Origin of the sequence: Nocardioides mangrovi, from assembly GCF_020073815.1 — a bacterium.
Classification (GTDB): domain Bacteria; phylum Actinomycetota; class Actinomycetes; order Propionibacteriales; family Nocardioidaceae; genus Nocardioides; species Nocardioides mangrovi.
In genome coordinates, this window is record NZ_JAIQZJ010000003.1 from 43,232 (window position 1) to 67,641 (window position 24,410).

Below are 24,410 nucleotides of genomic sequence, written 5' to 3' on the forward strand. Positions count from 1 at the left end.
GCCATGCCTTCGACCATCGGCGGACTCCCGCTGCACCCGCTCATCGTCCACGCGACCACCGTCCTCGTGCCGCTCGCGGCGCTCGTCGTCCTGCTCGCGGTGCTCTGGCCGCGCTTCCGGCGGTGGGCCGGCCCCCTCCCCGTGGGCCTGGCGCTCGTGGCGCTGGTCCTCACCCCGCTCTCGACCGCGACGGGGGAGGACCTCGAGCACGAGGTCGGCCGGTCTGCGCTCGTGGAGCGGCACGCCGAGCTCGGCGACCAGCTGCTGCCGCTGACCATCGCGCTCTTCGTCCTGGCCGCCGTGTTCTGGTGGCTCGAGCGCCGGCCGGACACCCGCCGGGCGCTGGTCCTCGGCGCGGGCGCCCTCGCCGTCGTCGCCGCCCTGGCCACCGGCGTCCAGGTCGTCCGGATCGGCCACAGCGGCGCGGAGGCCGCGTGGTCCGGGACTGCAGCAACCTCGGGGTGACCACCACTACCGTGAGCGACATGGTGCGGCTGCTGCTCGTCGAGGACGACCCGGACATCCGGCGCACCCTCGCCCGCGGCCTCACCGAGCAGGGCGCCATCGTGGTGCCGGTCGCCACGGCTGTCGAGGCGATCCGGGCGGTCACGGCCGACCGCCCGGACGCCGTCGTGCTCGACCTCGGCCTGCCCGACCTCGACGGGAGCGACGTCCTGGCGCTGATCCGCGCGAGCAGCGACCTGCCGGTCGTGGTCGCCACGGCCCGGGACGACGAGCGGGAGATCGTGCGGCTCCTCGACGCGGGCGCGGACGACTACCTGATCAAGCCGTTCTCGGCCGCCCAGGTGATGGCCCGGGTCCGCGCGGTCCTCCGACGGACCTCACCCATCGACCGTGCCGACCCCCGTGTCGTGGTCGGCGAGCTCGAGATCGACCCGGTCGCCCGGTCGGCGCGGCTGGCCGGTCAGGAGCTGACCCTCAACCGCAAGGAGTTCGACCTCCTCCTCGCCCTCGCGACCCGTGCGGGCGAGGTGGTGACCAAGCGCCAGCTGCTGGCCGAGGTGTGGCAGATGCCGTGGGGCGGTGCGGACCGCACCGTCGACGTGCACCTCTCCTGGCTGCGCCGCAAGCTCGGCGAGACCGCCGCCGAGCCGCGCTACCTCGTCAGCGTGCGCGGCGTCGGCGTGAAGCTGGTCGACCCGACGTGAGCCTGCGGCTCCGCATCCTCTCGCTGACCGTCGGCGCGACCGCCGTGGTGCTCGTGCTGCTCGCGGTGCCGCTGTGGATCCTGCTCCACCGCGCGGCCGCCGAGGAGGGGCGCGAGCAGGCGACCGAGGCCGCGCGCAGCGTCGCCGACTACGTCAGCACCGGCGACGCGGACTCCACGACGCTGGCGGCGTACGTCGACCGCGTCAACGACCGCGAGAACGCCATCCCGGTCAGCGTCGTGACCGCGGACGGCACGGTGGTGGGCGCCGAGCTCCCCGACACCGCCGTCCAGGACCTCGACCCCCACCGCGGCGGCGGGTCCGACCCCGACGACGACGGCGACCGCGACGGCGGCCTGATGCCGGTCTCCGAGCCCGAGGTGCACGAGATCTCGGGAGGCGAGCTGGTCACCGTCCACGTGTCGACCACGGACGGCGGGGCCGTCGTGGTGGCCTACTCCTCCGACGCCGACGCGCGGGCCGCCGTCCGCGACCGGCTCTACCTCCTCGGCGGCGTCGCGGTCGCGCTGCTGGCGCTCGCCGCGGGCGCGGCCGAGGTCGTCTCGCGGCGCCTGGTCCGCCAGCTCGACGCCACCGCGGCCGTCGCCGACCGGCTCTCGCAGGGAGACCTCGCGGCCCGGGCGACCGAGAGCGGCCCGTCGGAGGTACGCCGGGTGTCGGTCGCCCTCAATCGCCTCGCGGGACGGATCGACGAGCTCCTCGCGGCCGAGCGGGAGACGGTCGCGGACCTCTCCCACCGGCTGCGCACGCCGCTGACCGCGGTCCGGCTCGACGTCGAGAGCCTGCCGTCGAGCCCCGAGGCCCAGGAGCTCGAGGCGCACCTCGACCATCTCGAGCGGACCCTGACCGACGTGATCCGGGCCGCGCGCCGCCCGGAGCGCGAGGGCGCGCTCCCGCGGTGCGAGCCGGCCACGACCGTCGCCGAGGGCGTCGACTTCTGGCGGCCCCTGATCGAGGACCAGGGCCGCGTCCTCGACGTCGACGTCGAGCGCGCGACGCACGGGGCGACCGTCGCCTGCGCCCCCGACGACCTGCGCTCGGCCGTCGACGCGCTGATCGAGAACTGCATCGCGCACACCCCGGAGGAGACGCCGCTCGCGGTGTCGCTCGGCCTGGCCGGTGGCGTGCTGCACCTGGAGGTCCGCGACCGGGGGCCGGGGCTCCCGCCGGACGCCGTGCACCGGGGCCGCAGCGACCGCGGCTCGACCGGGCTCGGCCTGGACATCGCCCGACGCTGCGCGGAGAGCTGCGGCGGGCGGCTCGAGACCGACCGCCTGGACGGGTGGACCGTCGTACGGCTGGTGCTGCCGATCGTGGCTCAGCCGGGACACAGGTCGATTTGACCTGGAATTGAGGGTCGGTTCCGGTCCGGTTAGCGGCCCCCGACGCACCGTGGGGGCATGACCGAGAACCCCCGCCGCCAGCTGCTCCGCCGAGCCCGCTACGCCTCCGCCGGCCTCGTGGCCGTCGCCGTGACCGGGACCGCCGTCGCCACGGTCGCCGCGGCCCAGGCCGCGGACGACACGGGATCGGGGTCCACCCAGGGCGGCGACACGTCGAGCACGACCAGCAACAGCAACAGCGACGACAGCGGCAGCAGCTCGTCGTCGAGGACCGGGGTCACCACCCCGTCGACGACCAGCCAGGACGACCAGGCCGCGCAGCCGCAGGCCGGGACGAACGCGTCATGAGCCCCGCCCGCACGTGGCGCGACTGGTCCTGCACCGTCCGGGTCCTGGTCGACGCCGACGAGCGCACGGCCGACGCCGGCGAGCGGATCGTGCGCGACCTGATGGCCTCGGTCGAGCGCGCCGCCAGTCGCTTCCGCCCGGACTCCGAGCTCGAGGTGGTCAGCGACGCGGCTCCCCGGCTGCTGCCCGTCGGACCGACCGCCCAGCGGCTGGTCGCCGTCGCGCTGGACGCCGCCCGGCGTACCGACGGGGCCGTCGATCCCACGGTCGGCGGTCCCCTGCAGGCGCTCGGGTACGACGCGGACATCGCCACCGTCCGGTCGCGGTCACCCCGAGCGGCCCGAGCGACCGACCCGACCGGCGCCGCGGCCGACTGGACCAAGGTGGTGCTCGACACCGACCTGGGCCGGGTCGGGCTCCCCCGCGGCCTGCGCCTCGACCTCGGCGCGACCGCGAAGGCCTGGACGGCCGACGAGGCCGCCCGGCGGATCGCCGCGGCGCACCGCTGCCCGGCGCTGGTCGAGATCGGCGGCGACATCGCCGTCGCCGGCGCCGCACGGCGGCCGTGGCTGGTGCGCGTCGCCGAGGTCGAGGGTGGCCCGGGCGAGGTCGTCGGCCTCACGCACGGCGGCCTGGCCACGTCGTCGGCCGTCGCACGCCGGTGGGACACCCCGCACGGCCCGGCCCACCACGTCGTCGACCCGGCGACCGGTCGACCCACCTCGGGTCCGGTCCGCACCGCCACGGTGTGGAGCGCCTCGGCGGTCGAAGCCAACACGTTCAGCACCGCGGCCCTGGTCTGGGGCAGCCGGGCGGAGGCGCGGCTGCGCCTCGCCGGCGCCAGCGCACGCCTGGTCCGCACCGACGACACCGTCCGCACCGTCGGCGACTGGCCGACCGAGGAGGTGGCGGCATGACGCTCTGGCTCCTCGCCCGCGCCGCGGGCTTCGCCGCCTACCTGACGGCATCGATCGCGGTGGCGCTCGGCGCACTCGCCGCGGTGCAGCGCTCGGCCACCGGCCCGGTCGGACCGCGCCGCCGCCGCAGCAGCGAGCGCCGCCTCGTCCTGCAGCTGGTCCACCGCACCAGCGCCGTCCTCACCCTCGGCCTCCTCGCCCTCCACGTCGCGCTGCTCGTCACCGACAGGTACGTCGACCTCTCGCTCCCCGGGGCACTCGTCCCGTTCACGGCCGGCTACCGCGGCTTCGCCCTGGGGCTGGGCACGCTCGCGGCGTACGGCTTCCTGCTGGCCGGACTCACCGGTGCGCTCCGCGGCCGCGCGGCGTCCCGGCTCGGCACGGCCCGGCGCTGGCGGGTCGTGCACGCGCTCGCCTACCTGACCTGGGTGCTCTGCCTCGCGCACGGGCTGCTCGCCGGCACCGACACCGGCACCTGGTGGTCCTGGCTGCTCTACGGCGGCGGCGTCACCCTCGTGCTCACCACCGTCCTGGCCCGGACGGCGACGGCCGAGCACGAGGCCGCCGCGCCCCTCGCGGTCGCCCGCGAGGACGCCCGGGTCCTGGCAGGTCGGCGATGACCGCGCTCGCCCCCACCCCCGGACCGGGCGTGCTCGCCCTCGGCTCCGCCCGGCTGCTGGCCGGCGCGACCCACGGATCGCCCGTCGACCTCGCCCGGCACCGCTCCCTGCACGGGCCCCGCCGTCCCCTCGACCTCACCGGACTCGTCGCCGCGACCGAGTCGGTCCACCTGCTCGGCCGGGGTGGGGCCGCCTTCCCGGTCGCCACCAAGCTCCGCGCGACCCCGTCGGGCCCGGGCACCTCCGTCCTCGTCAACGGCTCCGAGAGCGAGCCCGCGAGCCGCAAGGACCGCACGCTGATGACCCTGGTCCCCCACCTCGTCCTGGACGGCGCGCTCGTCGTCGCCGAGGCGCTCGGGTCGCGGCGGGTCGTCGTGGCGGTGCACGACGAGGCGTCGTACGCCGGGCTCCGCGCCGCGCTCGCCGAGCGCCGGCGGTCCGAGCCGACCGGGATCTCGGTCGAGGTCCTCCGCCAGCCCGCCCGGTTCGTCGGCGGCGAGGTCCGGGCGCTGATGCGCGGCCTGGACGGCGGACCCGCCGTGCCCCCGGGGCACCGGGTGCTGCCGAGCCGCCGGGGGCTGGGTGGTCGCCCCACGTTCGCGAGCAACGTCGAGACGTTCGCCCAGATCGCGGTCCTCGCCGCGCTCGGCCCGACGCGGTTCGCCGAGGTCGGCGACCCCCACGAGCCGGGGACGACGCTCCTCACCCTGCTCGGGGACGTCCCGACGCCCGGTGTCGTCGAGGTGCCCAGCGGGCTGCCCCTGCGGGCGCTGCTGCCCGACGCCGCCCGACCGGTGCTCGTCGGCGGCTATCACGGCCGCTGGACGAGCCGGACGGATCTGACGCTGAGCCGTCCGGCGCTCCGCGCGGCCGGGCTCCCCCTCAACGCGGCCGTCGTCGCCCGCCTGCCGCGGGACACCTGCGCCCTCGGCGAGGTGGCCGCGGTCGCGACCTGGCTCGCCGGGCAGTCTGCCGGCCAGTGCGGACCCTGCGTGTTCGGCACCGCCTCGGTGGCGCGGGACCTGACGGCACTCGCCGCCGGGCACGCGGACCGCGACGCCCTGGCCCGGCTCGGCGTCGTCGTTCCCGGCCTCCCGGGACGCGGCGCGTGTGCCCACCCGGACGGCACGGCGGCGTTCGTCGGCACCGCGCTGGACGCGCTCGCCGACGAGGTCGCGGCCCACGTCCACCGAGGCCACTGCGGTCGCCCGGTGCGGGGCGTGCTGCCGACGGGAGGCGCCCGATGAGGATCGACGTCGACTGGACCCGCTGCGACGGCCACGGGCTGTGCGCGCTGCTGCTCGCGGAGAACCTCACCACCGACGCCGCCGGCTTCCCGGTGGTGACCCGCGCGGACGTGCCTCCGGGGGCCGAGCGCGACGCCCGCCGGGCCGCCGCGGCCTGCCCCGCGCTCGCCCTGCGGGTGATCGCGGACACCTGATGTTTCGGCGACTTCGATTGCGGGGTTACTGATCGGTACGTACCATGAAGTTACCGACCAGTACCACAGGCATTCCAAGGCGAAGGTGGGGCAGTGAGCCACTACAAGAGCAACATCCGCGACATCGAGTTCAACCTCTTCGAGGTGTTCGGGCGCGACCAGGTCCTGGGCACCGGCCCGTTCGCCGAGGTCGACACCGAGACCGCCCGTGAGGTGCTGGCCGAGGTCGACCGCCTGGCCCGCGAGGACCTCGCCGCGTCGTTCACCGACGCCGACCGGAACCCGCCGGTCTTCGACCCGACGACCAACACGGCGCCGCTGCCCGAGTCGTTCAAGAAGAGCTACCAGGCGTGGATGGACGCCGAGTTCTGGCGCCTCACCACCTTCGCCGAGCTCGGCGGCACCCCGGCGCCCTCCAGCGTCTGCTGGGCGATGGGCGAGCTGGTGCTCGGCGCCAACCCCGCCATCTGGATGTACGGCGCGGGTCCGATGTTCGCCGGCGTGCTGTGGCGCAACGGCAACGAGCGCGACCGCAAGATTGCCCAGCTCGTCGTCGACCACGGCTGGAACACCACCATGGTGCTGACCGAGCCCGACGCGGGCTCCGACGTCGGCGCCGGCCGCACCAAGGCCACGCCCAACGAGGACGGCACCTGGAACATCGAGGGCGTCAAGCGCTTCATCACCTCCGCCGAGGGCGACCTCAGCGACCAGATCATCCACATGGTGCTGGCCCGCCCGGTCGGCGTCGAGGGCGCCGGCGGCCCCGGCACCAAGGGCCTGAGCCTCTTCGTCGTGCCGAAGTACCACTTCGACCTCGAGACCGGCGAGCTCGGCGAGCGCAACGGCGCCTACGTCACCAACGTCGAGCACAAGATGGGCATCAAGGTGTCCAACACCTGCGAGCTCACCTTCGGCGACCCCGGCGTGGGCGGTGGCGAGCCCGCCGTCGGCTACCTCCTCGGCGAGGTGCACAACGGCATCGCGCAGATGTTCCAGGTCATCGAGAACGCCCGCATGATGGTCGGCACCAAGGCCATCGCGACCCTGTCGACCGGCTACCTCAACGCGCTCGACTTCGCCAAGGAGCGGGTCCAGGGCGCCGACCTCTCGCAGTCGGCCGACAAGACCGCGCCGCGCGTGACGATCACCCACCACCCCGACGTACGCCGCTCGCTGATGACGCAGAAGTCGTACGCCGAGGCGATGCGCGCGCTGGTGCTCTACACCGCCACCTGGCAGGACCGGGTGATGATCGCCGAGCACAACGGCGAGCGCGACGAGATGGCGGAGAAGGTCAACGACCTGCTGCTCCCGATCGTGAAGGGCTACGGCTCCGAGCGCTCGTGGGTGCTGCTGGGCACCGAGTCGCTGCAGACCTTCGGCGGCTCCGGCTTCCTGCAGGAGTACCCCATCGAGCAGTACGTCCGCGACGCCAAGATCGACACCCTCTACGAGGGCACCACGGCGATCCAGGGCCAGGACTTCTTCTTCCGCAAGATCGTCAAGGACCAGGGCGCCGCGCTCGGCCACCTGGCCGGCGAGATCGCGAAGTTCCTCGAGTCCGAGGCCGGCAACGGTCGCCTCAAGAACGAGCGCGAGCTGCTCGCCACCGCCCTGGACGACGCCCAGGCGATGGTCGGCCACATGATCAACGACCTGATGTCCGCCCAGGACGAGGTCCGCAACATCTACAAGGTCGGCCTCAACACCAGCCGTCTGCTGATGGTCCTCGGCGACGTCGTCTGCTCGTGGCTGCTGCTGCGCCAGGCCGAGGTCGCGCTGGAGAAGCTCGGCGGCGAGCCGGGCAAGGACAAGGCGTTCTACGAGGGCAAGGTCGCCGCGGCGCAGTACTTCGCCCAGAACGTGCTCCCGAAGATCACCGCCGAGCGCAAGCTCGCCGAGTCCGTCGACCTCGCGGTGATGGACCTCGACGAGGCGGCCTTCTGAGCCGAGTCGGCGCAGCCTCACCCTCGAGTCGGCGCTGATTCACCCTCCACCAGGGTGAGTCAGCGCCGACTCGGCATTTCGGCGGCGCTGCGGACGACGTCGGTGAGCCGGTCCAGGGTCGGGGAGTCGAGGCGCCAGCGCTGCCAGTGGAGCGGTACGTCGACGTGGAGCCGTGAGCCGAGCGGCACGAGGCGGCCGGTCTCGAGCAGCGGGGTCAGCTGCGGTTGCGGGATCATCCCCCAGCCGAGGCCGAGGCAGACCGCCTCGAGGAAGTCGGCGGAGGTCGGGACCCGGTGCACCACCGGCGGCTCGGCGACGCCGCGGGCCGCGAGCAGGTCGTGCTGGAGGGCGTCCTTCTCGTTGAAGACCACCATCGGCATCGCCGCCCAGTCCGGACCGCGACCGCGCCGCCACCGGGCCGCGACCTCGGGCGTGGCCGCCGGGACGTAGCGGAGCGTGCCGATCCGCTCGACCGAGCAGCCCTGCACCGCCACCGGCACCGAGGTGACGGCCGCGAGGACCTCGCCGTTGCGCAGCAGGTCGGCGGAGTAGGCCTGGTCCTCGACCTGCAGCCGGAGCGCCACCTCGCCCCAGCCGGCGACCTCCCCCAGCACGCCACGGAACCACGTCGCGAGCGAGTCGGCGTTGACGGCGACCGGCAGGTCGATCACCCCGTGGTGTCCGTGGACCAGCGCGTCGCGCACCTCGTCGTGCAGCAGCCGCGTCTGCCGGGCGAGCCGCACGAGCACCTCGCCGGCCGGCGTCGGCGCGCACGGCGAGCCGCGCCGTACGACGACCTGGCCGACCTCCGACTCGAGGGCGCGGATCCGCTGGCTGATCGCGGACGGCGTCACGTGCAGCGCGCGGGCCGCGGCCTCGAACGTGCCGTGGTCGGCGATCGCGGCCAGGGCCTCGAGCTGGGCGGGCACGACGTCCATGAAGCGATGCTAATGGTCCTGAAGAAACATTCGCTGGTCTTCATATGGGCGTGGTCCTAGCGTGATCGTCGTGCTCGACTCCACCCCCCTGCACTCCGGGACGGCCGGCCTGCTCACCGGCCTGTCCCTCATCGTCGCCATCGGCGCGCAGAACGCCTACGTGCTGCGGCAGGGACTCGCGCGCGACCACGTCGGCCTGGTGGTGGCGATCTGCACGCTCTCCGACGTGGTGCTGATCTCCGCCGGCGTCAGCGGGATCGGGACGATCGTCGAGCGCGCGCCGTGGGTGCTCGACGTGGTCCGGTGGCTCGGCGTCGCCTTCCTGACCTGGTACGGCGTGAGCTCGCTGCTGCGCGCCCGCCGGGCCGAGGCACTGCGGGCGTCCGGCAACGGCACCAGCAGCCGCCGCGGAGTGGCCGGACGCGCGCTGGCCCTGACCTGGCTCAACCCGCACGTCTACCTCGACACCGTGCTGCTGCTCGGCACCATCGCCAACCACGAGGGATCGACGGGGCGCTGGTGGTTCGCGCTCGGCGCGTGCGTCGCGAGCACCGTGTGGTTCTGCGCCCTCGGCTTCGGCGCCCGGCGAGCCGCGCCGCTGCTCGCGCGGCCGCGCGCCTGGCAGGTGCTCGACGTGCTGATCGGCCTGACCATGCTGGGCATCGCGGTATCCCTTGCTGCTGGCTAGGGTGCTGCACCATGAGTGACGGCGACAGACAGCTCCTGGCCGGGTACGTCGAGGTCTGGTGGCAGGCGATCAACGACTTCACCGACCTCCTCGAGGAGCTCCCCGAGGAGGAGTGGTCCACCCCGACGGACCTCCCCGGCTGGGACGTCCGGGCCGTGGCCTCCCACACCGCCCACCTCGAGTCGCGGCTCGCGGGCGCCGACGAGGAGACCGCCGACGTCGGTGAGCCGCCGCACGTGACCGGCCTGATGGGCCTCTACACCGAGATCGGCGTGGTCAACCGACGCGACGCCAGCCCCGACGCGATCATCAACGAGATCCGGTCGGCCACCACCGCCCGGCACACCGCGCTGCTCGCCGACCCACCCACGGACGCGTCCGCGAAGCCCGAGACGATCTTCGGCGGCGTCCCGTGGGACTGGCGCACCCTGCTGCGCAACCGGCCGCTCGACGTCTGGATGCACGAGCAGGACATCCGCCGGGCCGTCGACCGGCCGGGCGGCATGAGCTCACCGGCCGCGCAGCACACCGCGGAGTACCTCGCCGAGGGCTTCGGCTACGTGCTCGCCAAGCGGGTCGGCGCCCCGGCCGGCACCACGGCCGTGCTGGAGATCGACGGCAGCGCGCCGTACGCCTTCGCGGTCAACGACGCCGGTCGCGGCGAGCGCCTCTCCGCGGCGCCGGCCGACCCGACGATCACCCTCCGGATGGAGCGGGAGGCCTTCATCCGGCTCGCCGGCGGCCGCTGCGCCCCGGAGCCGGGCACCGTCCAGGTCGCCGGCGACACGGCGCTCGGGCAGCGCGTGGTCGACGCGATGGCCACCACCCCGTGACGCGTCGGGACACCTGGTCGCTCGCGGACCTCCCCGCCCAGACGGGCCGGACCGTGCTGGTCACCGGCACCACCGTCGGCGGGCTCGGCCACCACACCGCCCTCGAGCTGGCCCGCCGCGGCGCCCGCGTCGTGCTCGCCGGCCGCACCGAGGCACGGCTGCAGGAGACCGCGCGCGTGATCCGCGACGAGGTGCCGGACGCCGCGCTCGACCAGGTGGTCGTCGACCTCGCCGACCTCGGGTCGGTACGCCGGGGCGCGGCGATCGCCAGCGGCCTCGGCCCCCTCGACGTGCTGGTCAACAACCCGGGCGTGATGGGCACGCCCTACCACCGCACGGCCGACGGCCTCGAGCAGCAGATGGCGACCAACCACTTCGGGCCGTTCCTGCTCACCGGCCTGCTCCTCCCCCAGCTCGCCGCGAGCGGCCACGGCCGCGTGGTGACGGTGTCGTCGCAGATGCACCGGATCGCGCGGCGGGCGCCGCTGCACGACCCGCGGGTGCAGGAGGGGCGCTACCAGCGCTGGCCGGTCTACGGGCAGACGAAGCTGGCCAACCTGCTCTTCACCTACGAGCTCGACCGGCGACTGCGGCGCGCGGAGGTGCCGGTCAAGGCGCTCGCGGCGCACCCGGGCTTCGCCTCGACCCACCTCGCCGCCAACGGGCAGTACGGCCGTTCGAGCGGCGGGATCGCCTCGATCCTGGACGGCGCGATCAGGCTCGTCTCGCCGAGCACGCCGCTGGAGGGCGCCGCCCCGAGCCTGATGGCGGCCACGGCCGACCTGCCCGGCGCGACGTACTGCGGACCGAGCGGTCTCGCCGGGTGGAGCGGCGCACCGCAGGTCACCACGAGCAACAAGCTGTCCTACGACGAGACCGCGCAGCGGCGGCTGTGGCAGATCAGCGAGGACGTGACCGGCGTCCGCTTCCCCTGACGGTCACGACCCGCACCCGCCCGTCCGAATATGTAACGCGGAGTTACGGCCCCTTCCGCCCCGGCACAACGCCCCGGAGGAGCCTGTAACTCCGCGTTACATGTTCCGGCGGCGCTACACGACCCCGGTCCGGTCACGACCGGTCCGCGACCCGCACCAGCCCGCCGAGCACGGGGGCGTACGCCGCGCCGTCGTCGAGGGTGACCACGCCGTGGTGGTTGTCGAGGAGCGGCCCGAGGCCGACCCGGCTCGCCCAGGACAGGCGGCCGGTGCCCAGGTCGAGGGCGCTGAGGTACCAGGCGTCCACGCCGAGCCAGCTGTGCCGCTTGGCCCACACGTAGACCAGGTCGCGGTCGGCCGACACGGCGGGCGTGCCGCTCGGTGCGTCCATGTCCGTCGTCCAGGCGACCCGGCACTCCCCGCCGGCGACCTCGACGCGCGCGATGCCGCGCGACGTGGTCCGGCCGAGGATCGTCGAGCGGACGCCGGCGTACCCGTCGGAGTTCTGCACGACCACGCCCGAGCCGGCCGCGACCATGCCGTCGTCGGTCGCTCCCTCGTCGTCGTCGAAGACCTCGGCGCGGCAGACCACCCCGCCGTCCGTGACCGAGTGGACGACGACCTGGAGCCGGGGGTCGCGGTTCATCGCGGTCGCGACCAGGCCACCGGGCAGCGGCACCGGGGCGCTGCCCGGCGTCCCGCTGTCGTACGCCGCCGACCAGTCGACCACGGCCTTCCCGCCGCGCAGGCCGACCCGGTGGAGCGCCGTCGCGCCCGCGACGTACGCCGTGCCCGCGTCGACCGCGATCGGCCGCGCGACCTCGTCGTCGATGTCGACGCTCGCGACCGACGTGCCGGTGATCGCGCCGACGACGCCGTCGCGGGAGGCGAACCAGGTGCGGTCGCCGTCGACCGCGAGCCCAGTCACGCAGTCACCGTCGCCGAGCGTGCCCGCGAGGTCGACCGACTGGTCCACGACCAGGTCGGGGACACCGACCGTCAGCACCTGCCGGCCGCTCGACGCGACCACTCGGCCGCCGCCGACCGCGAGCCGGCCGGTGCAGCCGGAGCCCGGCAGCCGCACGGACTCCTGCTGGTGCAGGCTGTCGGCGTCGACCAGCCGCAGCACGGGCTCGTCGTCGCCGCACACGGTGACCAGCCGGCCCTCGGCAACCGGGTCGAGCCGCTGGCAGCCGGCCAGGCCGTAGAAGCGGGTCCGCACCTGGGGCGACTCGCCGCCCGGCCCGAGCTCGCCGTCGCCGATCGTCGGGCGGCCGACGTACGACGGGGTCACCCACGTGCCGGCACCGGGCGGGACCCGGACCCAGCCGTCGGGGACCAGCCAGACGACGCCGGCCAGCACCAGCACGACCGCTCCCGCGACCAGCACCACACGGCGGGTGGGCCGCAGCCAGGCCCGCACCCGGGGGTGCAGCAGCGAGAGCGCCCCCAGCAGGAGCACCAGCGGGCCGAGGGCCCAGCAGAGGAGGCCGACGCCCACCAGGACGGCCGTGCGCGCGAACCACATCTCGGGCGAGATCCTACGACGCGGCAGCCGTGCCGCGACTCAGCGCCCGCGAGCGAGGATCCCCTCGCGGCGGCCGACGTACGCCGCGGCCACGAGCGTCGTGGTCATCGCGGTCGCGTTGATCGCCAGCACGGTGATGCCCTTGACCAGGACGTAGGTCTCGAGCGGCTGCGAGAGCAGGAGGGCCAGCCCGATCGTGGCCTTCGCCAGCCACAGCACGGCCCAGAAGACGGTGAGGCCGCGGAAGAGCCGGACGATCCGCGGCCGGGCGGCCAGCTCGTCGTCGAGCGGGTAGAAGTCCGCGGCCAGGCGGGCGACGACCGGCCGCGCGGTCCGCAGCGAGAGCAGGAACATCGTCGCGATCGCGACGTCGAGGACGATCGGCTGGAGGAAGTAGACGAAGGCGCTGTTCGCCAGCAGCGCCACCAGGGTCCGGGCGGTGAGGACGGCCGTCGTCAGCAGCAGCAGCCCCGAGGTCCGCCGGCCGGTGAGGGCCCGCCACCCGAGCGCGCCGTACGACCAGACCAGCGCGGCGACGATGGCGGTCCAGACACCTGAGGCGCAGACGACGGTGTAGAAGACCGCCGCCGGGACGAGGCACCCGATCGCCATGTTGGTGCCGGCCCGCCGGGCCACGGCCGCCAGGCACGGGTGCGGTCGCGCCACGGTGACCGGGGCCGGCAGGGCGGCGGGCAGGGCGAGCGCGGTGACTGTCATGGAGGACCCAACTGGAGGAGGCGTACCTGGGACATCGGCTCGTGCGGGCGATTCTTGAGCGACGTTCCCGTGCCTGCAGGACGGAACCGTGACGTGCTCATGACGCGGAGGTAAGGATCTGCCACTATTCCGCCACACACTGTCCGTATCGGGGGAGATGGATGGACCAGGACCCGACGTCCAAGCACTGCTCGTTCTGCGGCGAGACCGGCAGCTACGACCCGCCGCTGTGCGGTGGTCTCGGCGCGTTCATCTGCGGCGACTGCATCGACGACAACGCCCGCGGCCTCGCCGACTTCCAGGCGACCGGCATCGTCGAGCCGAAGCCGTGGGCCGACATGTCCGAGACCCACCTGCTCAGCCGGCTGTGGCTGATCGCGGGCACCGTGACCCAGGCCGAGGACTTCCTCCGGGACTGGGTGCACATGATCCGCGGGCGCGGCGTCTCGTGGACGGAGATCGGGAAGGCGCTCGGGATCTCGGCCCAGGCCGCCCGGGCACGATTCGGGAGCGCACCCGCGCGGGCATGATGGCCCCATGAGCGACCCTCGTGCCGGACAGCCCGCCGAACCCGCCGACCTGGTCGACGTCGCCCACCTGGTGACGTCCTACTACACCGGCGTCCCGGATCCGGAGGATCCCGACCAGCAGGTCGCCTTCGGCACCAGCGGCCACCGCGGCTCGTCGCTGCGCACGGCCTTCAACGAGACCCACATCCTGGCCACGACCCAGGCGATCGTGGACTACCGCCGCTCGCAGGGGTACGACGGACCGCTCTTCCTCGGCCGCGACACCCACGGCCTCTCCGAGCCGGCCTGGGCCTCGGCGCTGGAGGTGCTGGCCGCGAACGACGTCACCGTCCTCGTCGACGACCGCGACGGCTACACGCCGACGCCGGCGGTCTCGCACGCGATCCTGCGCGCCAACGCCGGGCGGGTCACGGGCGGCGGGCTGGCCGACGGGATCGTCGTCACGCCGTCCCACAACCCGCCGTACGACGGCGGCTTCAAGTACAACCCGCCCCACGGCGGCCCGGCCGACTCCGACGCCACGTCGGTGATCGCGGCCCGCGCCAACGAGCTCATCCGGGCCGGCCTCGACGGTGTGCAGCGGGTGCCCTTCGCCCGGGCCCGGGCCGCGGCGTCGGCGTACGACTTCCTGGGGACCTACGTCGACGACCTGCCGCACGTGGTCGACCTCGACGCGATCAAGGCGGCCGGGGTGCGGATCGGCGCCGACCCGCTCGGCGGCGCGTCGGTGGCCTACTGGGGCGAGATCGCCGAGCGGCACGGCCTCGACCTGACCGTGGTCAACCCGCTCGTCGACCCCACCTGGCGCTTCATGACCCTCGACTGGGACGGCAAGATCCGGATGGACTGCTCGTCGCCCTCGGCGATGGCGTCGCTGATCGCCCAGAAGGACCGCTACGACATCGCGACCGGCAACGACGCCGACTCCGACCGGCACGGCATCGTGACTCCGGACGCCGGGCTGATGAACCCCAACCACTTCCTCGCGGTCGCGATCGGCTACCTCTTCGGCGGGGCGCGGCCGGACTGGCCGGCCGGCGCCCGGATCGGCAAGACCCTGGTCTCCTCCTCGATGATCGACCGCGTCGCCACCTCGATCGGGCGCGAGCTCGTCGAGGTGCCGGTCGGCTTCAAGTGGTTCGTGCCCGGCCTCATCGACGGCTCGTTCGGCTTCGGCGGCGAGGAGTCGGCCGGAGCGTCCTTCCTGCGCCGCGACGGCGGGGTCTGGACGACCGACAAGGACGGCATCATCCTGGCGCTGCTCGCCTCGGAGATCCTGGCCCGCACCGGCGAGACGCCGTCGCAGCGGTACGCCGACCTGGTGGCCGAGCACGGCGAGCCGGCGTACGCCCGCATCGACGCGGCCGCCTCGCGTGAGCAGAAGGCGGCGCTGGCGGCGCTCTCCCCGGACGCGGTGACCGCGACCGAGCTGGCCGGCGAGCCGATCACCGCCAAGCTCACCGAGGCGCCCGGCAACGGCGCGAGGATCGGCGGCCTGAAGGTGACCACCGGGTCCGCGTGGTTCGCCGCCCGCCCGTCCGGCACCGAGGACGTCTACAAGATCTACGCCGAGTCCTTCCGCGGCCCCGAGCACCTCGCCCAGGTGCAGGAGGAGGCGAAGTCGGTGGTCGACACCGCCCTGGGCTGACCACGCAAGCACCCACCGCGCGAATACCCCAGATCGGGGACGCGGTCCCGCATCCCGGGCACCTCCCGCCCGGCCCCCGACATGCTCGGGGGTCGGGGAGTTGGAGGATTCAGTGGGCCGTCTGCTGCACGCTCTCGGCTCCTTCTGCGCCCGGCACGGGCTGGTCGTCGTCGCCGTGTGGGTGCTGGTCGCGGTCGGCGTCGGCACCGCGGTGGCCACGATCGGCGCCCAGACCGGCAACGACCTGTCCCTGCCGGGCACCGGCAGCCAGGCGGCGAAGGACCTGCTCGAGGAGCGCTTCCCGCCGCAGCAGAACGGCGTCAACCCGATCGTCTTCGACGTGACCGACGGGAGGCTGACCGACGACCGCTACCACCAGGCGGTCGTCGACTCCGTCAAGGCGATGCGCAAGCTGCCGCACGTCCACAGCGTCACCAACCCGGTCAGCAGCGGCGGCCAGACGGCCGGGCTGCTCTCGGACGACGGACAGACGGCGTTCGCGCCGGTGCTGATGGACATCGGGTCCGGCGACCTGACCGAGGAGCTCGCGCAGCGGGTCCTGGACGCGACCGAGCCCGCGCAGAAGGCCGGGATCACCACCGCCGCCGGCGGATCCATCGGTACGACGCTCTCCACGGACGAGTCGGAGACCAGCGAGGTCGTCGGCATCATCGCCGCGATGATCATCCTCAGCTTCGTGCTGGGCAGCCTGGTCGCGATGGGGCTGCCGATCGTCTCGGCCGTGGTCGGGCTCGGCGTCGCGCTCGCCACGGTCGGGCTGCTCGGGCACGTGCTCGCGGTCCCGACGAGCGGCCCGACGCTGGCCACGATGATCGGCCTCGGTGTCGGCATCGACTACGCGCTCTTCCTCATCACCCGTCACCAGGACCACCTGCGCGACGGCATGGACGTCGTCGACTCGATCGCCCGGACGGTCGCCACCTCCGGCAGCGCGATCGTCTTCGCCGGGTGCACGGTCGTGATCGCCCTCCTCGCCCTCGGCGTCGCGGGCATCCCCCTCGTCAGCACCCTCGGCCTGGCGGCCGCGATCGCGGTCGTGGCGGCGGTGCTGGTCGCGATCACCCTCCTGCCGGCCTTCCTCGGCCTGCTCGGCCACCGGATCGCCTGGCTCTCGCTGCCCGCCTTCCTCCGACCGCGCGGCCGCCACGGAGCCGGGCTGTGGGCGCGCTGGGCCGGCGTCGTACGCCGCCACCCGCTCGCCGTCGCGCTGCTCTCCCTGGCCGCGCTCGCGCCGCTGATCGTCCCGGTCTTCAGCCTGGAGCTCGGCCAGGAGGACATCGGGGCGACGTCGCCGGAGACCACCGAGCGGCAGGCCTACGACCTGGTCGCGGCCGGCTTCGGCGTCGGCTACAACGGTCCGCTCCAGGTCGCCTCCCGGCTCGACCCGGTCGCGGCGCCGAGCGAGGCGTACACGCAGAAGTACGACCAGGCGACCTCGCTCCAGCAGGACCTGGAGAAGAAGCAGAAGCAGCTGCCGAAGGAGCAGCAGAGGCTCGAGGCCGAGCAGGCCTCGCTCGAGCAGCAGAAGTCGCAGCTCCAGTCCGAGCAGGCGACGCTCGAGCGGCAGGCGGACTCGCTCCAGTCGGAGAAGGCCGACCTCGAGCAGCAGGGCGCCGACCTCCAGCGGCAGCAGCAGGAGCTGGAGGCGAAGCAGGCCCGGCTCGAGTCGGAGAAGTCCGCGCTCGAACGCCGGGCCCGCGCCCGGGCCGCCCGGATCGCGCCCCTCGCCCGCGAGCTGGCACGCCTCCTGGTCCGCGAGCGGGTGCTCGAGCGCCGCATCGACCGGGCCGCGGGTCACCCGGACCGGGTGGCCCGGCTGCGGGCGCGACTGGCCGACGTCCGCGCCCGGGAGGCGGCGGTGCGCCGGCAGCTCGCGCCCCTCGTGGCGCAGGCCCGACGCCTCGCCGACCAGGCCCGGCGGCTGGAGGCACAAGCGGCCGACCTCCAACGGCAGGCCGACGAGCTCCAGCGGCAGGCCGACGACCTCCGCGCGCAGCAGGCCACGCTCGAGGAGCGGGCCGCCGAGCTCCAGCGCCGGGGCGACCAGCTCCAGCAGCAGGCCGACAGCCTCCAGCGGCAGGGCGACCAGCTCCAGCAGCAGGCCGACGACCTGAGGGCCGAGCAGCAGCAGGCCCAGCAGGAGGAGAAGCAGGCGAAGCAGCTCAAGAAGGAGCTGACCGCCATGGTGACCCAGGCGGGCGGCGACCCGCGCGGCACCGACCCCCGCGTCGTCCACCTGCAGGACGGCCTGTCCGGCACCGCCGGCGTCGTCACCCTCACGCCACCGCAGCTGAACACGAAGGGCGACGTCGTCCTGCTCTCGGCCGTCCCGAGCACCGCACCCGCCTCCGACGACACCGCCCACCTGGTCGAGCACGTCCGCGACACGGTGCTCCCGGAGACCAACCAAGGCGGCGGCATCACGTCGTACGTCGGCGGCTACACGGCGTCGTACGTCGACCTCGCCTCCCTGATCTCGGCGCGCCTGCTGCTCGTCATCGGGACCGTCGTGCTGCTGGGCTTCGTGCTGCTGATGATCGCCTTCCGGTCGCTGCTGATCCCCCTGCAGGCGGCGGTCACCAACGTGCTGTCGGCCGCGGCCGCCTTCGGCGTGCTCACCGCTGCCTTCCAGTGGGGCTGGGCGGTCTCGCTGCTCGGCATCGACACCGCGGACAGCTCGGTACCGATCGCGAGCTACGTGCCGCTGATGATGTTCGCCGCGCTGTTCGGGCTCTCGATGGACTACGAGGTCTTCCTGGTCAGCCACGTGCAGCAGCACCACCACGCCGGCGAGGAGCCACGGCAGGCGGTGCGGTCGGGCCTGGGCGCGAGCGCGCGGATCACCACCACGGCGGCCCTGATCATGACGACGGTCTTCGGGAGCTTCATCCTCAACGCCGACCCGACCATCAAGCAGTTCGGTGTCGGCCTCTCGGTCGCGGTGCTGCTGGCGGGGATCCTCGTCGTCACCCTCGCGCCCGCGGCCCTGGTGCTCTTCGGCCGCGCGGCCTGGTGGCTGCCGCGGTGGCTCGATCGGCTGCTGCCGCACGTCTCGATCGAGGGCGAGCCCGAGGCCGAGGTCCCGTCCGGGCCCGACGACGAGGACTACTCCTCGTCGAGGCCGCGCTCGATGGCGTAGCGGGTCAGCTCGACCCGGTTGTGCATCTGGAGCTTGCCGAGGATGTTCTGCACGTGGTTCTGCACCGTCCGGTGCGAGAGCACGAGCCGCTCGGCGATCTGCCGGTAGCTCATCCCCTTCGCCACGAGCTTGAGCACCTCGGTCTCCCGGTCGGTCAGCCGCGGCTCGAGCGGGTCGGGCTCGGGCGCCTCGGAGATCCGCTGGAACTCGCCCAGCACCAGGCCCGCCAGCCCCGGGGTGAAGACCGGGTCGCCGTCGGCGACCCGCCGTACGGCGGCGAGGAGCTCCTCGCGCGAGGCCGACTTCACCAGGTAGCCGGTGGCGCCGGCCTTCACCGCGGCGAGCACGTCGGCCTGCTCGCCGGAGGCGGAGAGGATCAGCACCCGCACCTCCGGGTCCTGCTCGACCATCGCGGCGGTGACCGCCACGCCGTCCGGCTCGGGGATCTGCAGGTCGAGCAGCACGACCTCCGGGCGCACGGCCGCGAAGCGGGCCAGCGCCTGCCGGCCGTCGGCCGCGACGCCGACGACGTCGAGCCCCGCGTCGGCGAGGTCGCGCTCGACCGCGTCGCGCCACATGGGGTGGTCGTCGACCACCATCACCCGGATGCTCATGCCTGTGTTCCTCCTCGGGGTACGACGAGCTCCCACTCGGTGCCGAAGGAGCCGCTGGTCAGCTCGGCGGTGCCGCCGAGGTCGGCGACCCGGCCGCGGATCGCCTCGGTGACGCCGAGCCGGCCCTCGGCGGCGGCCTCGGCCAGCCTGCCGTCCGGGATGCCGGGGCCGTCGTCGCGGACCGCGACCTCGACCCGGTCGGGGAAGGCCTGCAGCAGCACCCAGGCCGGGGCGTCGGCGCCGACGTGCTCGCGGACGTTGTCGAGGCAGGCGCCGGTCGCGGCGACGAGCTCGCGGACGGTGGCGGCCGGCAGGTCGACCGGGTCGGCCGGGCCGGAGACGGTCACGTTGCGGCCGTGCTCGAGCCGGGCCAGCTCCGCACCGAGGTCCATCGTGCCGCCGCCCGGTGCGGTCAGGGCGTCCTGCGCGCGGATCAGGGTGCGCAGCTCGCGCTCCTGCTCCCCGGCGAGGCGACCGAGCTCGGCGGCCTCACCGCCCAGCTCCTTGCCCCGACGCTGGACCAGGGCCAGCACCTGGAGCACGCCGTCGTGCACGACGCGCGCCAGCCGCGCCCGCTCGGCGGCCATCGCCGCTTCCCGCTCGGCGACGTCGCGCTCGGTCGCCATCTGCTGCAGCGAGTCGCAGAGGTAGCCGAGCACCGGGCCGCCGATGACGAGCAGGAAGGCGTTGCCGTAGTCGGAGGCGTCGATCGACTGCCGCTGCAGGTCGGCCCCGGCCAGGAGCACGCCGGCGACCAGGCCACCGAGCAGGCGGTACTGGATCGCCCACGCGAAGAGCGCGCCCATCACCCAGAAGCCGGGCACGCTCGAGCTGTCGTCGGCGCCCTTGACCAGCGGCGTGACCGCGAGCAGCCCGACGGCGACCGCCAGGTCGGCGACCAGCAGGGGCAGGCCGCGCCGGCTGCGGTCGCCGTACGCCCAGGTGGCGATGGCGCTCCACCCGACCATCACGCCGACGCACGCCGCGCCCGCGGCCGGCCGGGTGAACTCGTCGGCGCGGACGATGTTGAGCACGACCGCGTTGACCAGGACGATGGCCCGGAGCACGGCGAGAGCTCGGAACATCCGGTCCTTGATCGCGATCGACGCGGCTGAGGTCCACGAGCTCACGCGGGCAGTCTCGCACCGAGGCGCCACGAACCTGAGTACCCGTGCGGATGCCGGCGCCCCGCCGCGCGGCCGAGGGTTGACCCATGGACAGCAAAGCGCCCGCCGCCAAGAACACCGCCGCCTTCTACGCCCAGTCCGCGATCGCCTTCGGACTGGCCCTCTTCACGATGCTCGTCGCCGTCTACTACCTCCCGGCCGACCCGTGGCCCAAGGCCTTCCTCGCCCTCGGCACCGTCTTCCTCGTGACCTCCTCCTTCAGCCTCGCGAAGTGCGTCCGGGACGCCCAGGAGAGCCAGTACGTCGTCTCCCGGCTCGACCAGGCTCGCGTCGACCGGATCCTCGCCGACCACGACCCGTGGAAGGAGGCCGTCTGACGGGAGCGGCGAGCCCGCTCAGTGAGGCAGCCGGATCCGCAGGAACCGGGGCCGGTAGAGCGTCGGGTCCGCCTCCACCGACTTCGCGTCGGTGTTGTTGCGGCTGTACGACGCCACCATCGTCCCGGGCCGGTCGAGGATCTGCGGGTGCGCGAGCGGCATGTAGGTGACCTCGCCGCTGTCCGGGTCGGTCGGCAGCGTGGCCACCGGCCCGGAGAGCGTGAACGGCCCGGTCGGTCCGGGCGCCGTCCAGATCGCGACCTGGTCGCCGATGTCCCCGCCCAGCTTGCTCAGGGCGTACCAGCGGTCGCCCTGGCGGAAGACGCTGAGCGTCTGCGACACCCCGTCCGCCGCCGGCAGCACCACGGCGGCGCTGCCCGCGTCGCGCTGCCACCGGGACCCGTCCCAGTAGCGCCAGTCCTCGGTCTCGAGCACGTCGTCGGGGCGCACCCGCGCCACCTGGAGCGTGAAGCCGGGCGTCGTCGCGTCCTCCTCGCGGGCGGTGCCGTAGAGGTAGAGCCAGTCGTCGTCGGTGTCGCCGGTCCCGGCCAGCGCGGCGCCCCACTCGGGGCGGCCGGTGTCGGAGTCGTCCGCGCCGACGTCCTCGGTCGCGATCAGCTGCGGGGTGCCGCCGGCCTCGACCACGAAGACCGCGAGTGCGGGACCCACGTTGGCGAAGTCGAAGGACCCACCTCCGGTGGTCGCGACCCGCTGGGTGGAGACGACGACCAGGTCGTAGCCCGGGCGGTGCGCCACGGCCACCGACATCGGCCAGTAGCCGACACCGTCGGCACGGTCCGGGATCAGCGCGCCCTTCGAGTGCGGCAGCACCACCGACACGCAGTCGGTGTCCCACAGCATCATCGAGTTGCGCGCCCAGGTCGGGCCGTCGAAGGACGGGCCGCGCAGGGTGTCGCCGAAGACCAGCAGGAAGCGCCCGTCCTGCAGCTGGACGTCCGCGCCGACGTCGGCGCCCTTGAAGGCCGGGGTGCCCTGGAGCGAGGCGATCTGGTGGTTGAGGTCCGGCACGCTCCGGGCAGTGCTGGCGTCCTGGACGCAGGACGTCTCCGAGGCCTGGCTGGGCAGGAACGGCGTACCGGCGAGCGCCGTCGGCACCACCGAGACCGCGACGCCCATGAGCACACCCAGCGGTACGACGGCCCCGACGACCCATGCCCGCCAGTGCCGCAGCGACAGGTGCGTGCCCGTCCCGGCGGCATCGGTCTCGTCGGGGGTGTCGCGCAGCCAGCGGGCCAGGAGCAGCGCGACGACCGCGAGGGCGCCGGCCCCCGCGAGCAGCAGGACCGACCGCGTGCTCCGGCCCGGGTCGAGGTAGGCCACGTCGGCCAGCGCGTCGAGGGCGGAACCGCACGGGAGCCACGGCGTCACGGTCGGCCACGGCGTGGGCAGCAGGTAGCGGCTGGTGCCGGAGAGCAGCGGGGTCGAGAGCAGGAAGGTCGTCGCGGCCATCGCGACGAGTCCCACCAGACCGAGCAGCGCCTCCAGGGCGAACGTGATCGCGCCGAGCGCGAACGACAGGGCCGCCCCGATGGCGACGACGGCGAGGTGGTGGCCGGGGAGTCGCAGCGCCGGCACCAGCTGGAGGAGGGCGGCGCCTCCGAGCGACGCCGCGCCCAGGCCGACGACCCGGACCACGCCGCGTGCGGCCGACGCCGCCACCGGGCCGCGGGTGAGCGACACGGCCAGGGCGAAGGCGAGGCCGAGGAGGCCGCAGCACAGGGCGTACCACCGGATCCGGGAGGCGCCGCCTGCGTCCGACGGCGCGAGCCGCTGCACCTCGACGGTCCGGTCTCGGCTCTTCTCCACGGCCCGCACCCGGTCGACGACGGCGTCGGTCAGGTCGTCGTCGAGGGCGGCGTGGACGAGCACGACGTCCCGGGTGCCGCGGAGGTCGACCAGCACGGCCGCGACGACCTCGCCGTCCTCGACCTGGCCGCGGGCGTCGGCGGCGTCGTCCGTCCACGTGGCGTCGAAGGGATCGGCGGGCATGGCGTTCGCCTCGGTGGCCAGCTGGTGGGCGACCACCGCCGGCGCGGCGATCAGGATCGGGACGTCGTGGGGCTCGCGGTCGCCACCACCGCGGGCCATCGTCGCGAGCAGCACCGCCTGCACGAGCACGACCAGGAGGCAGCCCGCGAGCAGGAGCCGTCGCGCGCGCACCGGCTCAGAGGTGGTCGGGGACGATGAGGGCGTCCGGGTCCTGGCGCGGCGGCAGGTGGGACAGCGCCAGCTGGACCAGCGCGACCCGGCCCTTGAGCAGCGCCGCGCGCCGCAGCCGGCCACCCTCCTCGCCGAGCTGGGCCTCGACGGCCGCCGTGACCTGCTCGTCGGTGTAGGACGGTGTCGTCCCCGGCTCGACGTCCACGTCGGGCAGCGCGACCAGGGTCGCGAGCAGCTGGTCGCCGAGGCCGTCGAGGAGCTGGAAGCGCTCGAAGCGGGTCAGCGCCTCCCAGGCCTCCTCCTCGGTCCGGCGGCCCTTGCGCACGTCGCGGTCCTGCGCGCCGAGGACGCTCTTGGCCGTCCCGGTGAGGGCCGCGGTCAGCTCGTGCTCGGTGAAGCGCATGGGACAAGGATGCCGGATCACCAGCCGTGCGACAGCGCCAGGACCAGGACGGCGTAGCCGGTGCCGAGCAGGCAGACCGCGACCACCGACCAGGCGAACTCGGCGAGGTACGCCGTGCGGTCGCCGGTGCGCGCTCCGCGGTCCCGGGCGCGGTCGCCACGCCACCAGCAGACCGGGGCGGCGGACGCCACCACGGCCCCGCCGACGCCGACCGGGGAGCCGGAGACCAGGGCTGCGACGAGGAGACAGGCGACGAGGAAGCCGAGGAGCACGACGATCCACCGGGCCTCCCGCATGGCGCAGATCCTAGGATCTGCGCCATGGACCACGCCCGCCTCCTCGAGGTCATCGAGCACGACGTCGTTCCCCTGACCCGGGAGGGCGTGGCCCGCGGCAACAAGGTCTTCGGCGCCGCGATCCTGCGCCGCTCCGACCTCTCGGTCGTGGTCGCCGAGACCAACAACGAGATCGAGAACCCCCTGTGGCACGGGGAGATCCACGCCATCAAGCGCTTCCACGAGCTGCCGGCAGAGGACCGCCCCGTACCCGGCGACTGCGTCTTCCTGGCGACCCACGAGCCGTGCTCGCTGTGCCTCTCCGGCCTGGCGTGGGGCGGCTTCTCCGAGTGCTGGTACCTCTTCGACTACGCCGACACCCAGGACTCCTTCGCGATCCCGCACGACATCGCGATCCTGCGCGGCGTCTACGCCGTGCCCGACCCCGACCGGCCCGTGCCGGCTCCCGGCCGCGACCTCTACAACCGGGTCAACGACTTCTTCACCACCCACGACCTGGCGGCCGCGGTCGCGACCAGCCCCGCGCTGGCCGAGCGGGTCGACCGGCTGCGCGCGACGTACGACGAGCTCTCCGGCACCTACCAGTCCCGCAAGGGCGGGCACGGGATCCCGCACGCCTGAGCCCG

25 protein-coding genes are annotated in these 24,410 nt (G+C 74.1%); 17 read left to right on the forward strand and 8 right to left on the reverse strand.

The genetic code is table 11. The features are described from left to right. The first annotated feature begins 3 nt into the window (after nt 1-3). From K8U61_RS06915 to K8U61_RS06955, 9 genes are all read left to right on the forward strand, one after another. Nucleotides 4-465 (forward strand): DUF2231 domain-containing protein, encoded by a 462-nt coding sequence (locus K8U61_RS06915; protein WP_224122261.1) that lies wholly within the window; start codon nt 4-6, stop codon nt 463-465. Next, nucleotides 462-1,169 carry a response regulator transcription factor gene (locus tag K8U61_RS06920; RefSeq protein ID WP_224122262.1) on the forward strand — a complete coding sequence of 236 codons (708 nt, stop codon included), beginning with the start codon at nt 462-464 and terminating at the stop codon, nt 1,167-1,169. The genes K8U61_RS06915 and K8U61_RS06920 overlap by 4 nt, the downstream gene beginning before the upstream one ends. Further along, nucleotides 1,166-2,533, forward strand: coding sequence for a sensor histidine kinase (locus tag K8U61_RS06925; protein ID WP_224122263.1), 1,368 nt, complete (start codon nt 1,166-1,168; stop codon nt 2,531-2,533). Before K8U61_RS06920 ends, K8U61_RS06925 begins: the two co-directional genes overlap by 4 nt. A 57-nt stretch (nt 2,534-2,590) precedes the next feature. Beyond that, nucleotides 2,591-2,881 carry a hypothetical protein gene (locus K8U61_RS06930; RefSeq protein WP_224122264.1) on the forward strand — a complete coding sequence of 97 codons (291 nt, stop codon included), beginning with the start codon at nt 2,591-2,593 and terminating at the stop codon, nt 2,879-2,881. Then, nucleotides 2,878-3,798 (forward strand): FAD:protein FMN transferase, encoded by a 921-nt coding sequence (locus tag K8U61_RS06935; RefSeq protein ID WP_224122265.1) that lies wholly within the window; start codon nt 2,878-2,880, stop codon nt 3,796-3,798. The genes K8U61_RS06930 and K8U61_RS06935 overlap by 4 nt, the downstream gene beginning before the upstream one ends. Continuing rightward, entirely contained in the window at nt 3,795-4,418 is a 624-nt protein-coding gene (locus K8U61_RS06940; RefSeq protein ID WP_224122266.1) for a hypothetical protein, read from the forward strand. The genes K8U61_RS06935 and K8U61_RS06940 overlap by 4 nt, the downstream gene beginning before the upstream one ends. Beyond that, nucleotides 4,415-5,665, forward strand: coding sequence for an NADH-ubiquinone oxidoreductase-F iron-sulfur binding region domain-containing protein (locus K8U61_RS06945; RefSeq protein ID WP_224122267.1), 1,251 nt, complete (start codon nt 4,415-4,417; stop codon nt 5,663-5,665). The genes K8U61_RS06940 and K8U61_RS06945 overlap by 4 nt, the downstream gene beginning before the upstream one ends. Further along, nucleotides 5,662-5,859 (forward strand): ferredoxin, encoded by a 198-nt coding sequence (locus tag K8U61_RS06950; RefSeq protein WP_224122268.1) that lies wholly within the window; start codon nt 5,662-5,664, stop codon nt 5,857-5,859. The genes K8U61_RS06945 and K8U61_RS06950 overlap by 4 nt, the downstream gene beginning before the upstream one ends. A 93-nt stretch (nt 5,860-5,952) precedes the next feature. Next, nucleotides 5,953-7,809, forward strand: a complete 1,857-nt coding sequence (locus tag K8U61_RS06955) for an acyl-CoA dehydrogenase (protein WP_224122269.1) — start codon at nt 5,953-5,955, stop codon at nt 7,807-7,809. 59 nt (nt 7,810-7,868) lie between these two features. On the opposite strand, the gene K8U61_RS06960 is transcribed toward K8U61_RS06955, so the two are convergent. Next, nucleotides 7,869-8,747, reverse strand: a complete 879-nt coding sequence (locus K8U61_RS06960) for a LysR family transcriptional regulator ArgP (protein ID WP_224122270.1) — start codon at nt 8,745-8,747, stop codon at nt 7,869-7,871. Between the two features lie 70 nt (nt 8,748-8,817). On the opposite strand from K8U61_RS06960, the gene K8U61_RS06965 reads away from it, so the two are divergent. The 3 genes from K8U61_RS06965 to K8U61_RS06975 are packed head-to-tail and all read left to right on the forward strand — an operon-like array spanning nt 8,818 to nt 11,203. Then, a complete protein-coding gene (locus K8U61_RS06965) occupies nt 8,818-9,435 on the forward strand; it encodes a LysE/ArgO family amino acid transporter (RefSeq protein WP_224122271.1) in 618 nt (205 codons plus the stop codon). Nucleotides 9,436-9,446: 11 nt separating this feature from the next. After that, nucleotides 9,447-10,268, forward strand: a complete 822-nt coding sequence (locus tag K8U61_RS06970; protein ID WP_224122272.1) for a maleylpyruvate isomerase family mycothiol-dependent enzyme — start codon at nt 9,447-9,449, stop codon at nt 10,266-10,268. Then, nucleotides 10,265-11,203 (forward strand): oxidoreductase, encoded by a 939-nt coding sequence (locus K8U61_RS06975; protein WP_224122273.1) that lies wholly within the window; start codon nt 10,265-10,267, stop codon nt 11,201-11,203. The genes K8U61_RS06970 and K8U61_RS06975 overlap by 4 nt, the downstream gene beginning before the upstream one ends. 133 nt (nt 11,204-11,336) lie before the next feature. Here K8U61_RS06975 and K8U61_RS06980 read toward each other — a convergent pair whose 3' ends face one another. Next, nucleotides 11,337-12,731: a hypothetical protein gene (locus tag K8U61_RS06980; RefSeq protein WP_224122274.1), complete on the reverse strand. Its 1,395-nt coding sequence runs from the start codon at nt 12,729-12,731 to the stop codon at nt 11,337-11,339. A gap of 39 nt (nt 12,732-12,770) precedes the next feature. Next, complete coding sequence (locus K8U61_RS06985; protein WP_224122275.1) at nt 12,771-13,448, reverse strand: VC0807 family protein; 678 nt, start codon at nt 13,446-13,448, stop codon at nt 12,771-12,773. Nucleotides 13,449-13,609: 161 nt separating this feature from the next. Here K8U61_RS06985 and K8U61_RS06990 point away from each other — a divergent pair, with 161 nt between their 5' ends. The 3 genes from K8U61_RS06990 to K8U61_RS07000 all read left to right on the forward strand — a co-directional run bounded on the left by K8U61_RS06990 (nt 13,610) and on the right by K8U61_RS07000 (nt 18,786). Next, nucleotides 13,610-13,978, forward strand: a complete 369-nt coding sequence (locus K8U61_RS06990) for a ClpX C4-type zinc finger protein (protein ID WP_224122276.1) — start codon at nt 13,610-13,612, stop codon at nt 13,976-13,978. A gap of 7 nt (nt 13,979-13,985) precedes the next feature. Continuing rightward, nucleotides 13,986-15,626 carry a phosphoglucomutase (alpha-D-glucose-1,6-bisphosphate-dependent) gene (gene pgm, locus K8U61_RS06995; protein ID WP_224122277.1) on the forward strand — a complete coding sequence of 547 codons (1,641 nt, stop codon included), beginning with the start codon at nt 13,986-13,988 and terminating at the stop codon, nt 15,624-15,626. Between the two features lie 112 nt (nt 15,627-15,738). After that, nucleotides 15,739-18,786, forward strand: a complete 3,048-nt coding sequence (locus K8U61_RS07000) for an MMPL family transporter (protein ID WP_224122278.1) — start codon at nt 15,739-15,741, stop codon at nt 18,784-18,786. Here the strand turns inward: K8U61_RS07000 and K8U61_RS07005 are convergent. Both K8U61_RS07005 and macS read right to left on the reverse strand, forming a co-directional pair. Next, nucleotides 18,753-19,400, reverse strand: coding sequence for a response regulator (locus tag K8U61_RS07005; protein WP_224122279.1), 648 nt, complete (start codon nt 19,398-19,400; stop codon nt 18,753-18,755). The genes K8U61_RS07000 and K8U61_RS07005 overlap by 34 nt on opposite strands. Next, nucleotides 19,397-20,530 (reverse strand): MacS family sensor histidine kinase, encoded by a 1,134-nt coding sequence (macS, locus tag K8U61_RS07010; RefSeq protein WP_224122280.1) that lies wholly within the window; start codon nt 20,528-20,530, stop codon nt 19,397-19,399. The genes K8U61_RS07005 and macS overlap by 4 nt, the downstream gene beginning before the upstream one ends. An 83-nt stretch (nt 20,531-20,613) precedes the next feature. On the opposite strand from macS, the gene K8U61_RS07015 reads away from it, so the two are divergent. Beyond that, a complete protein-coding gene (locus K8U61_RS07015) occupies nt 20,614-20,904 on the forward strand; it encodes a YiaA/YiaB family inner membrane protein (protein ID WP_224122281.1) in 291 nt (96 codons plus the stop codon). A gap of 18 nt (nt 20,905-20,922) precedes the next feature. On the opposite strand, the gene K8U61_RS25385 is transcribed toward K8U61_RS07015, so the two are convergent. From K8U61_RS25385 to K8U61_RS07030, 3 genes are read right to left on the reverse strand one after another with little or no spacing between them, the layout of a single operon-like run. Then, complete coding sequence (locus K8U61_RS25385) at nt 20,923-23,085, reverse strand: DUF5005 domain-containing protein (RefSeq protein WP_224122282.1); 2,163 nt, start codon at nt 23,083-23,085, stop codon at nt 20,923-20,925. A 4-nt stretch (nt 23,086-23,089) separates the two neighbouring features. Continuing rightward, entirely contained in the window at nt 23,090-23,488 is a 399-nt protein-coding gene (locus K8U61_RS07025; RefSeq protein ID WP_224122283.1) for a hypothetical protein, read from the reverse strand. A gap of 17 nt (nt 23,489-23,505) precedes the next feature. Then, nucleotides 23,506-23,784: a hypothetical protein gene (locus K8U61_RS07030; protein ID WP_224122284.1), complete on the reverse strand. Its 279-nt coding sequence runs from the start codon at nt 23,782-23,784 to the stop codon at nt 23,506-23,508. Between the two features lie 24 nt (nt 23,785-23,808). Between K8U61_RS07030 and K8U61_RS07035 the strand changes: the two genes are divergently transcribed. Beyond that, nucleotides 23,809-24,405 carry a cytidine/deoxycytidylate deaminase family protein gene (locus K8U61_RS07035; protein WP_224122285.1) on the forward strand — a complete coding sequence of 199 codons (597 nt, stop codon included), beginning with the start codon at nt 23,809-23,811 and terminating at the stop codon, nt 24,403-24,405. Nucleotides 24,406-24,410 lie beyond the last annotated feature (5 nt).